The sequence below is a fragment of the Streptomyces sp. NPDC127119 genome, assembly GCF_042677425.1.
Lineage (GTDB): Bacteria > Actinomycetota > Actinomycetes > Streptomycetales > Streptomycetaceae > Streptomyces.
The window spans coordinates 82,080-94,414 of sequence record NZ_JBHXTO010000003.1 but is presented as its reverse complement, the minus strand read 5'-3'; the positions used below and the strand labels follow the sequence as shown (position 1 = coordinate 94,414).

Below are 12,335 nucleotides of genomic sequence, written 5' to 3'. Positions count from 1 at the left end.
CCTATGGGTCTGCTCCGCTGCCGTCGCACCCGTGCCGCCGCCACCGGCGCCACCGCCGTCACCGCCCTGGCGGTCCTGCTGACGCTGGGCGCGTGCTCCGAGGAGGGTGATGCCCCGCGGCCGGCCGTCGGGTCCGCCGCGGCCGGCCCGAAGGTGCGCGGCGAAGAGTCGGTCGCCGACTTCCTCCACCGTGCCCTGCCTGTCGGGGCGGGCGGCACAGTGATCGCCGCGCGCGGCGACGAACTCACGTACTGCGGAGGATTCGGGGCTGCGGACCGCGCCTCCGGCACTCCCGCGAGCTGCCGCACCGTGTACGACGTCATGTCGATCACGAAACAGTTCACCGCCGCCGCGATCCTGAAGTTGGAGGTGATGGGGCGGCTGCGGGTGAGCGACCGGATCAGCCGCTTCCTGGGGCCGGTGCCCGAGGGCAAGCGGGACATCACGATCGACCAGCTGCTCACACACACCTCGGGTCTCGTGGAGGCGCTCGGCGACGACTACCACCCCGTCGCACGCGACGAACTGGTGCGACAGGCACTGGCATCGAAACCGCAATCGGCCCCAGGGAAGGAGTTCCACTACTCGAACACCGGATACAGCCTGCTCGCCGCGATCGTCGAGAAGGCGTCCGGGGAGGGGTACGAGCCGTTCCTGGCCCGGCACCTGTTCGCCCCGGCCGGTATGGAACGCACCGGATACGTCCTGCCCCGGTGGCCGCGGCACCTGGTCGCGGTGGAGTACGACAGCGAGGGGCGCAGCCAGGGCAGACCCATCGACCATCCCTGGGCCGCCGACGGGCCGTACTGGCACCTGCGGGGCAACGGCGGCATGCTCTCCACCGCCGAGGACATGTTCCGGTGGCACCGGGCCCTCTCGGGCAACGAGGTGCTGCCGGAGCAGGCCAGGCGGAAGCTCTTCGCGCCACACGTCAGGGTGCCCGGCCTGGACGGCTCGTACGGATACGGCTGGGCCGTCCGCGAAACCCCCACCGGCCGGACCGTCTGGCACAACGGCGGCAACGACTGGTCGCTGGCGTACCTCGCAAGGTCGCTGCACGACGGCGTCCTGGTCTTCTGGGTCAGCAACCACGCCTACCAGGACGGCAAATGGAACCTGGAGGACCAGGCGGAGGACCTGACACAGGGAATCGCCGACCGCGTCCGAGCCGAAGACCGCTGAACCAGCAACCGCTTCAAGCGGCACCTGACCCCGTCACCTACAGGAGGAAACAATGCGCAAAGCCGTGATCAGCTTGCTCGTGGCACTGACGGCCGTGCTCGCCGTAGCACCACTCGTCAGCACCACCCAGCCCGAGACCATCGCCTGCTGCGGCCAACCACCCGGCCAACCGTAAACAACACTCACTGCTGGTTCGATCCCGCATGAGGGCCCGTCAGTCCACACGCTGGCGGGATCTTCTCCCCATTCGGGACGATGATCCGGACTGGCGGCGAGTCCGCATCGCAAGGGCGGGACGGGGTGAGCCGACCGACCTCACTACCGGGCCGGGGATCTCCCCCTACCCAGCCGCAGGGCTAAAGCGCTGGCGTGGTGCTCAGCCGCTGGTTCACGAGATCTCCAGGGAACTCGCGAAGTCGGCAAGCATGTGGAAGTCGTTCTCCCGTAGGCCGATCCGCGGGTTGACGTGGTGAAGGAGCCCGAGCCCCGGATGGTGGGCGGTCACGTACGTCTGGTCCAGTTCGCTCTGCTCGTCGTCCACCCAGGCGAAAGGACGGCCGCCCGCGTAGTCCACCAGCGGCCCGGTCTTCCAGTGGACTCCATCAGGGCGTTCTTGGAGCAGGACGTCACCGAAGGCGACGAAGGGAAGTTCCGGAAGGCCGAGGACCGGTGCGATCCACCGGTTGGCCTCGTCCATCCATGTGGTGGCCCAGCACAGCTCGAAGCCCAACTGGAGCAGGATTCGTCCGTGCTCTGGGTTGAGCCAGACACGCAGGGGGCGCCGTCGGGAAAACAGGCCCCTGTCGTCCTCATGGGCGTCGTTACGAGGGACTCTGAGTGTGGTGTAACCGACAGGACGCCTCTCCCGCTGGGCTGCGTACGGGTTGAGCGGCCCGTCCACATCGAGGAACAGCAGCGGTCGGTGCACGGATTCCCCCGGGTCTTGCTCACTGTGGACTGCCCTGATCAGCGCAGCTTGGGGATTGTCCAAGACGAACCGGGCCTGCGTCGAGCACATCTATGATCTACCGCGCTCCTGCTGCCCGCCGCCACACCCGGGCGCCACCAGACATGCCCGACGCTGCTTGTGCAAAAACACTCCCACCCCAGGAACGAGTTCATCGGTCACAGCCACCGACGGCCCGGCGCCCCATACTCCGCCAGGACCACCTCACGCACTTCAGCCCCCTCATGCCCAGTTCGACAAGCCACCCTGGAACCGAGCCACGGCCCGCCGTGTACGAAGTCGTAAAGGCGGTGCCGGGATACGCAGTCGGCCGTAGGCTGAGCCGACCACTTCGGCGGCGATCTCGCGAAGGATGACACCGCGGCCATGGAGATATCCCTGCGTGAGCTTCAGGACAGTGATCTGCCCTTCTTCTGGGCGCAGTTGACGGATCCCGAACTGCAGCACATGGCGGCTGTGACCAGGAAGTACCACTACGACCGCGGCCACTTCGACCAGCACTGGGCCAAGGTGCGGTCCGATACCTCCGTGCTCTTGCGGACCATTCTCGCCGACGGCGCCGTAGCAGGGCATGCCGCCGTGTTCGGTTCTCCCTCCGAGCGGGAGGTCACCTACGTCGTCGGGCGATCTCACTGGGGCCGGGGCGTCGCCTCCCGAGCGCTCGCCGAGTTGCTCAAGCTTGAGGACACCCGGCCGCTGTATGCCGACGCAGCCGCTGACAATGCCGGTTCCCTCCGTGTACTGGAGAAGTCCGGGTTCGCCGCGACAGGCCGAAGCCGGCCTTTCGCGCGGGCCCGGGGCCAGGAAATCGATCTCGTACACCTGACACTGAGCTGAGCAAGTCGCTTCAGGCAGGCGCTGCGCTCTCTTCCGACTCTTCCGACTCTTCCGACTCTTCCGACACGGCAACTCCCCTACGAGTTACCGCAGTCGGGCGCGATGAGCCCAGTGCCAGGCCGGCCTCAGCGGGAGAGACCTCGGTCATGCCGCCAGGCGGGTGCCGCGGCGCCAGACGGCACGGGTGTTGAGGGTGTCGCTGATGTTGCCGGTCGGGTCGCCGTCGACCAGCAGGAGGTCGGCCCGGAGCCCCTCGGCGATACGGCCCCGGTCGCCGAGGCGGAAGCGGCGGGCCGTGGTCGCCGTCGCCGCACGCAGGGCCCGTGCGGGTGTGAGGCCGGCCGCCACCAGATACTGCAGTTCGTGGTGCAGGCTCGCTCCGTGCGCCAGGCCCCCGAAGAACGTCTCGGGCATGGACACGTCGGTACCGGCCAGCACGTCGACACCGGCGGCATCCAGCGCGCGCACGGTGTCGTACACGTCGTCGAGCTTGCCCTGCGGGAAGCGGTTGTAGCTGGAACGCAGGGTCTCGTCCCACTTGCTGTCGAGGCGTGCGGCGACCCGGGGGTCGTCGGCGAGTTCGCTGCCGGTGATCCCCATCATCGAGGCGTTGAGGGTGATGCACGGGATGACGAACATGCCCGCGTCCTTGATCAGGTCGATGATCTCGGCGGTGTGCGGCGCGTCCATGAACACATGGGTGACGCCGTCGATGCCGGCTTCGGCGGCCATCCTGGTGGCCTCCACGGTCAGCGCGTGGGCCACGGTCAGGGCGCCGTACTTCTTGGCTTCGGCGACACCGGCGTTCACGGTGGCCTGGTCGAGCGAGGGCAGCCCGGGGTGTCCCTCCACGCTGCCGTCGTCGATCATGAACTTGATGAAGTCGGAACCCCGGGCGAGGAGCTGCGGCACGAAGGCGGCGGCCTCCTCGGGCGTGGTGGAGAACGGCATCAGCGGCATCACCGGGGGAAGCTCCCACTTGGGCCGGAACCCTTCGGGCATCAGCTCGCTCGGGTGTCCGCCGGGCGGTGTGATGGCGAAGCCGGAGGAGCGCACGTCGGCCTGCGTGTCGTCATCGGTGATGGCCCCCCGGTTCTCCCGGGTGTTCATCCCCTGCATCTCCACCTCGGTCGTCACCCCGAACCGCAGGGCGAGCGCCAGGGAACCCGGAGCGGAGTGGACGTGGGCGTCGATGAGTCCCGGCAGCAGTGTGGCGCCGCTGCCGTCGACGATCTCGCTGCCCTGCGGAGCGTCGCCACCGACGCGGGCGATCCTCCCGTCATCGATGACCACGGTCTGCACGCCGACCGTCTTCTCCCCGTCGAAGATCTGCGCGCCTGTGATCGCGGTGAGCGCCATGGCGGTCCGCCTCATTTCCTAGCTCGTTCGGTATTTACATACCTAATGCTATGCACTTATAGAACGGTATGCAAATGAGCCGGCCGGGCCTAGACTCGGTACATGAGCAGCACGTCCTCCTCCGAGCAGCCCCCCGACGACCCGACACTCGATCAGATCGGCCCGGCGCTGTCCCGTCTGCGGCGACGCACACCGGCATCGAGCAAGGACCTCTCCCGCAACCTCGTGCTCAACGTCATCGCCGACGCACCGGGCGAGACGACCGTCGGCGGGCTCGCCACCGAGATGGGCGTCGCACAGCCGGTGGCCAGCCGGACCGTCGCCGCCTGCATAGAGGACGGGCTGCTGCGCCGGGCGGCGTCCCAGGCCGACGGACGCCGCACCGTGCTCGAACTCACCGAACACGGCGAGGCCGAACGCAACCGCTTCGCCGCCGAACAGCGGAAAGCGTTCCTGGAGATCACCGTCGCCTGGTCACCACAGGAGCGGACGCAGTTCGCACAGCTCCTCACGCGGTACGGGGCCGATGCCACCGCCTGGTCCAGAGCGCAGGCCGCAACCCGCGAGTGAAAGAGCAGCACCCCGAGACCGAGTCACAGCCGGGAACCCGGGCCGTGCTCGTACCGACGGACGATCCGCCTCAGCTCAGCGGCGGCGTCGGCGGCGGGCCGCGACCGCCTCAGGGTCGAGCTGCGGGTCCGTCCACTCGGCGGCCAGGTCCAGGCTCGCCTGTCGGCCGGCCGCGATGTGGTCGTGCGCAAGGGCCGCGGCCCGGTCACCGTCCCGCGCCTGGATCGCGTCGTACAACTCCTCGTGCTCGCTGCACTGTTGGGCCGGGTCCCGCTGGGCGGTGAGGCGGAACAACCAGTGCGTACGCGCCTCCAAGGGGCGCATGATGCCGGTCAGGAGCGGGTTGTCGGCGAGGTCGACGATATCGACGTGAAAGCCCGCGTTGGCGGCGGCGATGGCGTCGCGGTCACCGGCGCGGGTCGCGGTGCGGGCACTGTCGAGACGGTCGGCAAGCCGCTTGAGGCCTGCGCGATCGCTACGTTCGGCTGCCAGACGGGCGGCGAGTGACTCCAATGATTCCCGTACGTCGAACAGGTTCCGTACGTCGGCGGGGGTGAACGGCGCGACCAGGGCACCCCGGTGCGGCACGAGGAGGACCAGGCCGTCGGCCTCCAGCAGCCGCAGCGCCTCCCGCAGCGGGATCCGGGACACCTCCAGTTCGGCGGCGAGGTCCCGTTCCACCAGGCGCTGTCCGGGCCGCAGTTCAGCCTCGACGATCCTTTGACGCAGCGAGTCGTAGGCACGCTGGCGCAGGTATCCGCGCGGCTCGGCGGCCGGTCCGGCGCTCTTGACCACGGGTTTCCTCCAGTTTCCGGGGCTGCTCACTCTAAGCCGCCGCCCGGCAGGCGCAGCGAGTGCTAACCGCGCCCTAACACCGCTGAAACACAGGGCTTCCACACTGATTGCCACTTAACGGTATACCAGTAACTGGCTCTCGGCCCTGTCCCCCGGAGGCACTCGATGCCGCAGTCCCGTCCCCTCGTCCGCACTGGTTCCAGTGCTCGGTCCCGCTCTCGTTCCCGCAGCCTCGACCGTGCTGTGGCCTGTGCCGCCGCGCTCGGCGGGCTCGTCGCTCTCACCGGATGCGGCGGGTCCCCGTCGGCGAGCACCGCCGACAGCACGCTCAAGGTGGGCGTGCTCTTTCCCGGCTCGCTGTCCGACGACGGGTTCATGGAGTCGGCGTACCGCGGCTACCAGCGGGCCGCGAAGAAGCACGACGGCACGATCGCGTTCAGCAAGGTCGAACAGGTCACCACCGCCGACTACGAGCAGGCCCTCGTCCGGTTCGCCACCGGCTCGGACCTCGTCATCTCCCTGGGTGGGCAGACGGACGCCGCCGTACGGAAGGTCGCCGCGCGGTTCCCCGACGTGAAGTTCGCCGAGATCGGCGGCCCCGCCGACGCCGAGCCGCTCGACAACCTCGCGCTCTACGACCCCCAGCAGGCCGAAGCCGCCTACCTGTCGGGGGCCGCCTCCGCCCTGCTGTCCAAGAAGGGCACGGTGGCCTTCGTCGGCGGCGCGGAACTGCCCGCCATCGTCAACGCGGCCAAGAACTTCGCCGACGGCGCCAGGACCGCCGACCCCGAGGTGAAGGTCCTCGCGCCGCAGTACGTCGGCGACTTCAACGACGCCGCCAAGGCCAAGCAGTCCGCCCTCGCCGACTTCGGAGCCGGTGCCGACGTACTCGGCCAGATCCTCAACCTCGGCCACAAGGGCCTCGCCCAGGCTGCCGCACAGAGCGACGGTTCACTCATCGGCGGTCCGATCGCCCACCCGTGTTCCTCCGACGCGGCCTACGCCGGGTACGTCGAGACGGACATCGGCGCGGAGATCGAGTACGCCGCGGACCACCTCGCGGCCGACACCTGGAAGGCGGAGTCGGTCCACTTCGGGCTGACCTTCGAAGAACCGCACAACGACATCGTGCTGTGCGGGAAGCCGCCCGCGGCGACGACGAAGAAGCTCCACGACCTCAAGGCGAAGATCGCAGCCGGGGAGATCAGGACCCGATGAGCACGTCACCAGGCCGCGAGCCCCGGGCCCCCGCCCTGGAGATCCGGGATCTCACCAAGTCCTTCGGCTCCGTGCGCGCGCTGCGGGACATCACGATGGTCGTCGAGTCCGGCACCGTGCACTGCGTGCTGGGCGAGAACGGCGCCGGCAAGTCGACCCTGTGCCATCTCGTGGGCGGTTCGCTCGCCCCGGACACCGGCACGCTGCGCCTGTACGGGCAGCCGTATGCGCCGCGCCGTCCGGCCGACGCGCTCGGCGCCGGCATCGCCATGGTCCACCAGCACTTCAGCCTCGTACCGACGCTCACCGTGGGCGAAAACCTGCGGCTGCTGCGACTGCCCGATCTCGCACGGCGCGTGGACCGGGTCGCCGACGAGTACGGGCTGGTACTCGATCTCGGCGCCCGGGTCGCCGAACTGCCCGTGGGGCTGCGCCAGCTGGTCGAGATCGTCAAGGCTCTGCTGCGAGAACCACGGTTGCTGCTGCTCGACGAGCCGACGGGCGTCCTCGACCCGGCCGGTACGGAGGCGCTGCTGGCAACCTGCCGACTGATCGCGGACCGGGGCGGCGCGGTGGTCCTCATCACCCACAAGCTCGGCGAGGTCGTGCGGGCCGGTGACACGGCGACAGTGCTTCGCGGTGGGCGGGTCGTCGGGGGCGGCCCGCTCGCGGACCTGCCCGCCGAGCGGCTCGTCCCGCTGATGATCGGGCGCCCCGCCGATTCCCTGGACCCGGCGCTGTCCGGCACGATCGGGCTGACCGGGCCCGCCACAACGTTCGAGCCTGTCACCGGAACCGGGATCGCGGCCCGGGCCGGGGCCGGAACCGGACCCGCCACGGCGATCAACTCCCCGGTAGCCGACGCCGCCACCGACCCCAAAGGCAGCACTGCGGCCCGAACCACCACGGCAGGCGCCACCCCGCTCGTTTCCGCCACCCGCCAGACACCGCACGCACTCCGGATCCATGGCCTCACCGTGCGCGGCGCAGACGGCACGCCCGCCCTCGACGACGTCCGTCTGCAGGTCGAGCCCGGACAGATCGTGGGGATCGCCGGAGTCGAGGGCAACGGGCAGAGCGAACTCATGGCCGTGCTCGGCGGTTCCCGCACCCCCGACTCGGGCTCCTTGACGCTCGGCTCCGCCGACATCACCCGGGCCACGCCCCGGCGCAGGACCGTGGCCGGGCTGGGCGTCGTTCCCGAGGACCGCCACCACGACGGCTGTGTCCCGGCCCTGTCCGTGACGGACAACCTCTTCCTCGGAAGGCTCGGCCGGTTCCGCCGCGGCGGGCTGTTCCTGGACCGGCCCGCGATGCGCCGCGCGGCCCAGGACGTGCTGGTTGCCCATGACATCAGGGCGGACAGCCCGGACACTCCGATGTCCACCCTGTCCGGCGGCAACCAGCAGAAGGTGGTGCTGGCACGGGAACTCGCCCTGAACCCCCTGGTCTGTCTCGCCGCCGCACAACCCACCCGCGGTCTCGACGTCGGCGCCGTGGACGCCGTACACACGCGGATACGCGAAGCCGCGGGCCGGGGCGCCGGGGTCCTCGTCGTCTCCTCGGAGCTCGACGAACTCCTGGCCCTGTGCGACACCGTGGTCGTCGCCTACCGGGGCCGGCTGTCCGCACCTGTCGACACCAACACTCCGAGGGCCCGAGAGCACATCGGACACCTGATGCTCGGCGCCGAGGCCGCGACCGACCCTGTATCGCCGGAACCAGTGGGACCCGATCCCGTAACGCCAGGTCCCGCGAAACCGGATCCGGCAGGACCGGCGCCAGCAGGACCAGTGGCAGCAGGCCCGCTGTCGGTGGGCCCGGTGTCAGTGGGCCCGGATCCCCATCCGGCGCCGCACGAGACTCCCGCCACCCCCACCTCGCCCACCGCCCCGCCCCTGCCCTGACTCCGGCGCCCCGCCGCCACCCCTCGCACCCCTTTTCGCGCAAGGACCGTCATGACCCTCTCCCTCGCCCCACCCCGCCTTCTCTCCCGGCTGCGCCATCCCCTGTCCCTGGCCACGGGTGCCGCGATTCTGACCGTCGGGGTCGGCGCGTTGCTCGTCGTCGCCGCGGGCACCGATCCCTCGACCGCCTGGGCGGCCCTCGACGAGGGCATGTTCGGCTCCGCGTACTCCGTCGGCACCTCCCTGAACTCGGCGGCCGTGCTCGCCCTGATCGCCACCGGCTTCAGCGTGGCGCACCGGGCAGGGCTGGTGAACGTGGGCGGCGAGGGGCAGTTGTGCGCGGGCGGCCTCGCCGCGGCGGCCACCGGACTGGCCCTGCCCGGCCAGGTTCCGGCCACGGTGGGCGTACCGCTGACCTTGCTCGCCGGGTTTCTCGGCGGCGCCGGATGGGCGTGGATCGCCGCGCTGCTGAAGACCCGGCGCGGGACCAGCGAGGTCATCACGACGCTCCTGCTGAACTTCGTCGGCGCGGGAGCCGTGTCGGTGGCCGTGCACGAGGAGGGACTGCTCCGGCAGCCGGTCACCTCCTCGGAGACACTGCCCCAGTCGCAGGCACTGACTGAGGGCGCCCGGCTTCCCCTGATCGCCGGAGCGCAGTCGCCCGCGACGGCGATCGTGGTCGTCGCGGCGGTCAGCGTAGTCGTGACGGCCGTCGTCCTGCGGTACACCGGGACCGGCCTGAAGCTGACGTCGGTGGGCCACTCCCCCGCCGCGTCGGCGCGGCTCGGACTGCACGTGTCCCGTCTCCAGGAGGGTGGGCTCGCGGTCGCGGGCGGCCTCGCGGGGCTCGCCGGTGCCTGTCTCGTGGCGAGCGCGCCGTACGTGCTGGCGGAACACTTCTCCTCCGGGTACGGCTTCACGGGACTGGTGGTGGGCCTGCTGGCCCGCGGCTCGCTGATCGCGGTGGCCGCCGTCTCCCTGCTGCTGGGCTTTCTCACCAGCGGCGGCATCAACCTGCAACTCGCGGCAGGGGTGCCCGCCTCGTCGGTGCAGATCGTGCAGAGCGTCCTGGTGCTGCTGATCGCCGCGGCGATGCTGTGGAGCAACCGCCGTGCGGGAGGCGCCGTATGAGCGCCGTGCTCGACGAACTCGCCGCGGGCGGGGTCCGTCTCGCCGTGCCGCTGCTGCTCGCCTCGGCCGGTGAACTGCTCAGCGAACGCGCGGGAGTTCTCAATCTGTCGGTCGAAGGGATGATGCTGACGGGCGCGTTCGCGGGCGCGGCCGGCGCCCTCGCCTCCGGGAGCGCGGTCGTGGGGGTGGGCACCGCCCTCGTCGCAGGTCTGGTCGTCGCGCTGCTCCAGGCAGTGCTGAGTGTCACTCTGCGCGCCGACCAGATCGTCACGGGCATCACGATCAACGCCCTGGCTCTCGGCGGCACGACCTACGCGGCACGGTTGTGGTTCGGCGACGGCGGCGCCGACTCGGTGCCCGGCTTCGACCCGCTGCCGGTACCGGTCCTCAGGGACATCCCGGTCCTGGGGCCCGCCCTCTTCCAGCAGAGCGCCCTCGGCTACACGGCGTTCGCCGTGACGGCCGTCCTCGCCGTCGCCGGGGCACGGCGTACGGCATGGGGGCTGGCGGTCGACGCGGTCGGCGAGGACGCGACCACCGCGGACCGGTGCGGGCTGCCCGTACGGGCCGTGCGGTACGCCGTCGTCCTGCTGACCGGCGCCACCTCGGCGCTGGCCGGCGCGCAGCTCGCACTCTCCGAGGTGCACTCCTTCAGCGACAACCTCACGGCCGGTGTGGGTTATCTGGCGGTCGTCGCGGTGATCGCCGGGCGCTGGCGGGCCTGGCCCACCATGCTGGCGTGTCTGTTCTTCGGCACCGCACAGGCCCTCCAGTTCGCCGCGCCCGCGCTGGGACTGCATGTGTCCGCGCCCCTGCTCACCACGCTGCCCTATGTGTTCGCCCTACTGGCGGTCAGCGGTCTGGTCGGCCGCAGCAGGGCCCCGTCGGCGCTCACCGTGCCCTTCGTACGCGGCACATGACACCGCTCCACCTCTAGCGATCCCCCTTCAACAATCCCCCACTCCACCAGACGTACCGGAGACAGCCGACGATGACCCTGATCCTGAACCGCTCCGACATCCGCGGCCTGCTCGAACACGCCACCGCAGAGGTGGAGGCGGCGGTGGAACAGGCCCACCGTGACCTCACCCGCGGGCGGGTGTCCCTGCCCGCACCTCCCGCTCTGGACCTGCCGGGCTCGGACGGCGCCTTCCTCCCCATGGCCGCCGTGTCCGCGCCCGCCGGTCTGGCGTCGGTCAAGTTCCTCGCGGACCTGCCCGCCAACCGGGAGCGGGGGCTGCCCGTGCAGCGCTCGACGATCCTGGTCCTGTCGGCCAGGACCGGGGAGGCCGAGGCCGTCCTCGACGGGGCGCTGATCACCCGGTTCCGTACGGCCGCCGCGACGGCCGTCGCCACCCGGCTGCTGGCCCGGCAGAACGCTCAGGTCCTCGGCCTGGTCGGAACGGGACCACTGGCCCTGGCCCATGCGCGGGCGCTGTCGACCGTACGAGACTGGAAGTCGGTCGTGGTGTGGGGCCGTACCCCTGCCAACGGCGCCGCCCTCGTGGACCGGATCTCGTCCGAACTGGGCCTGCACGCAGAGCTGTTGGCCGCCCCTCGCGCGGTGACGGAGGCGGCGGACGTGCTGTGCACTCTCACGCCGTCCCGGGAACCCGTGATCGAGGGCGCGTGGCTCCGCCCGGGAACGCATGTCAACGCGGTGGGCGCACCGCCCCGCCCGGACCACCGGGAGATCGACACCGAGGGGATCGTACGCTCCCGGCTGATCGTCGACTCCTTCGCCACGGCCCGCCGCAAGTCGGGCGAGGTACTGATCCCCCTGGCCGAAGGCGCGCTCACGGAAGCCGACTTCGACCGGGAACTGGGGGATGTACTCGAAGGACTCGTACCGGCGCGCACGACGGACGACGAGATCACTCTCTTCGACTCGGTGGGCGTGGGACTCCAGGATCTGGCCGTGGCCCGCCTGCTGATCGACCTGGCCACGGAGTCCGGGACGGGAACCCGGACCGACCTGGCAGCGTGACGTCGTCGTCGTCCCGGGCACGGGCACGGATGCGGATGCGGATGCGGCCACAGTCGCAGCCGCACGCTGATCGCCCCAGCCTGGCGACCCTCTAGCCGCCCCTCCGGGATGGTGTGTCTAACGCCGTTTGTCCCCATCAATGAGACGGCGCAGCAAGGACAGCAGCCGCGTACTGAGCGTGGCCGGAGTGGGAGGTGCGGCTTGTCGGGCTCGGGAGAAGTATTTGTGGCTGGATTCCTTACCGTCCATCCAGCGCTGTCCGCTGCCTACGATTACTTTCTCGCGGTTACTCACGGTGCCCCCTACGATCTTCGCCTGCCTCGTGCCGATGGTTTTCACTGTAGCTATCTTCTTTCCCCTCCAACGGCGGTTCTAATATTGT

Annotated in this window: 12 protein-coding genes; 9 read left to right on the top strand and 3 right to left on the bottom strand. The window is 70.3% G+C overall.

Features of this window, described 5'->3' with window-relative positions; translation table 11 throughout:
- Positions 1-3 precede the first annotated feature (3 nt).
- A complete protein-coding gene (locus ACFVH5_RS02475) occupies positions 4-1,182 on the top strand; it encodes a serine hydrolase domain-containing protein (RefSeq protein ID WP_385831426.1) in 1,179 nt (392 codons plus the stop codon).
- A gap of 52 nt (positions 1,183-1,234) precedes the next feature.
- Positions 1,235-1,357: a hypothetical protein gene (locus tag ACFVH5_RS02470; protein WP_385831424.1), complete on the top strand. Its 123-nt coding sequence runs from the start codon at positions 1,235-1,237 to the stop codon at positions 1,355-1,357.
- Between the two features lie 213 nt (positions 1,358-1,570).
- Here ACFVH5_RS02470 and ACFVH5_RS02465 read toward each other — a convergent pair whose 3' ends face one another.
- Entirely contained in the window at positions 1,571-2,110 is a 540-nt protein-coding gene (locus tag ACFVH5_RS02465) for a hypothetical protein (RefSeq protein ID WP_385831423.1), read from the bottom strand.
- Positions 2,111-2,515: 405 nt separating this feature from the next.
- Here ACFVH5_RS02465 and ACFVH5_RS02460 point away from each other — a divergent pair, with 405 nt between their 5' ends.
- Positions 2,516-2,986 carry a GNAT family N-acetyltransferase gene (locus ACFVH5_RS02460; protein ID WP_385831421.1) on the top strand — a complete coding sequence of 157 codons (471 nt, stop codon included), beginning with the start codon at positions 2,516-2,518 and terminating at the stop codon, positions 2,984-2,986.
- A 144-nt stretch (positions 2,987-3,130) separates the two neighbouring features.
- Here the strand turns inward: ACFVH5_RS02460 and ACFVH5_RS02455 are convergent, their stop codons facing one another.
- Positions 3,131-4,345 carry an amidohydrolase family protein gene (locus tag ACFVH5_RS02455; protein ID WP_385831576.1) on the bottom strand — a complete coding sequence of 405 codons (1,215 nt, stop codon included), beginning with the start codon at positions 4,343-4,345 and terminating at the stop codon, positions 3,131-3,133.
- A gap of 102 nt (positions 4,346-4,447) precedes the next feature.
- Between ACFVH5_RS02455 and ACFVH5_RS02450 the strand changes: the two genes are divergently transcribed.
- Positions 4,448-4,915, top strand: coding sequence for a MarR family winged helix-turn-helix transcriptional regulator (locus ACFVH5_RS02450; protein ID WP_385831420.1), 468 nt, complete (start codon positions 4,448-4,450; stop codon positions 4,913-4,915).
- Between the two features lie 75 nt (positions 4,916-4,990).
- Here ACFVH5_RS02450 and ACFVH5_RS02445 read toward each other — a convergent pair whose 3' ends face one another.
- Complete coding sequence (locus ACFVH5_RS02445; RefSeq protein ID WP_385831419.1) at positions 4,991-5,710, bottom strand: GntR family transcriptional regulator; 720 nt, start codon at positions 5,708-5,710, stop codon at positions 4,991-4,993.
- Positions 5,711-5,953: 243 nt separating this feature from the next.
- On the opposite strand from ACFVH5_RS02445, the gene ACFVH5_RS02440 reads away from it, so the two are divergent.
- The 5 genes from ACFVH5_RS02440 (at position 5,954) to ACFVH5_RS02420 (ending at position 11,953) form a co-directional block, all read left to right on the top strand.
- Entirely contained in the window at positions 5,954-6,928 is a 975-nt protein-coding gene (locus ACFVH5_RS02440) for a BMP family protein (protein WP_385831418.1), read from the top strand.
- Positions 6,925-8,835 (top strand): ATP-binding cassette domain-containing protein, encoded by a 1,911-nt coding sequence (locus tag ACFVH5_RS02435; RefSeq protein WP_385831417.1) that lies wholly within the window; start codon positions 6,925-6,927, stop codon positions 8,833-8,835. The genes ACFVH5_RS02440 and ACFVH5_RS02435 overlap by 4 nt, the downstream gene beginning before the upstream one ends.
- A gap of 51 nt (positions 8,836-8,886) precedes the next feature.
- On the top strand, positions 8,887-9,966 hold the full coding sequence (locus ACFVH5_RS02430; RefSeq protein ID WP_385831416.1) for an ABC transporter permease: 1,080 nt from the start codon (positions 8,887-8,889) through the stop codon (positions 9,964-9,966).
- Positions 9,963-10,886 carry an ABC transporter permease gene (locus ACFVH5_RS02425; RefSeq protein WP_384797951.1) on the top strand — a complete coding sequence of 308 codons (924 nt, stop codon included), beginning with the start codon at positions 9,963-9,965 and terminating at the stop codon, positions 10,884-10,886. Before ACFVH5_RS02430 ends, ACFVH5_RS02425 begins: the two co-directional genes overlap by 4 nt.
- A gap of 71 nt (positions 10,887-10,957) precedes the next feature.
- On the top strand, positions 10,958-11,953 hold the full coding sequence (locus ACFVH5_RS02420) for an ornithine cyclodeaminase family protein (RefSeq protein ID WP_385831415.1): 996 nt from the start codon (positions 10,958-10,960) through the stop codon (positions 11,951-11,953).
- Positions 11,954-12,335 lie beyond the last annotated feature (382 nt).

Bases quoted from the DNA above. Each gene is read 5' to 3' on its own strand.
- ACFVH5_RS02435 (WP_385831417.1), top strand. From the start codon at position 6,925: ATGAGCACGTCACCAGGCCGCGAGCCCCGGGCCCCCGCCCTGGAGATC.
- ACFVH5_RS02420 (WP_385831415.1), top strand. From the start codon at position 10,958: ATGACCCTGATCCTGAACCGCTCCGACATCCGCGGCCTGCTCGAACAC.
- ACFVH5_RS02430 (WP_385831416.1), top strand. From the start codon at position 8,887: ATGACCCTCTCCCTCGCCCCACCCCGCCTTCTCTCCCGGCTGCGCCAT.
- ACFVH5_RS02460 (WP_385831421.1), top strand. From the start codon at position 2,516: ATGGAGATATCCCTGCGTGAGCTTCAGGACAGTGATCTGCCCTTCTTC.
- ACFVH5_RS02450 (WP_385831420.1), top strand. From the start codon at position 4,448: ATGAGCAGCACGTCCTCCTCCGAGCAGCCCCCCGACGACCCGACACTC.
- ACFVH5_RS02470 (WP_385831424.1), top strand. From the start codon at position 1,235: ATGCGCAAAGCCGTGATCAGCTTGCTCGTGGCACTGACGGCCGTGCTC.
- ACFVH5_RS02455 (WP_385831576.1), bottom strand. From the start codon at position 4,345: ATGGCGCTCACCGCGATCACAGGCGCGCAGATCTTCGACGGGGAGAAG.
- ACFVH5_RS02425 (WP_384797951.1), top strand. From the start codon at position 9,963: ATGAGCGCCGTGCTCGACGAACTCGCCGCGGGCGGGGTCCGTCTCGCC.
- ACFVH5_RS02475 (WP_385831426.1), top strand. From the start codon at position 4: ATGGGTCTGCTCCGCTGCCGTCGCACCCGTGCCGCCGCCACCGGCGCC.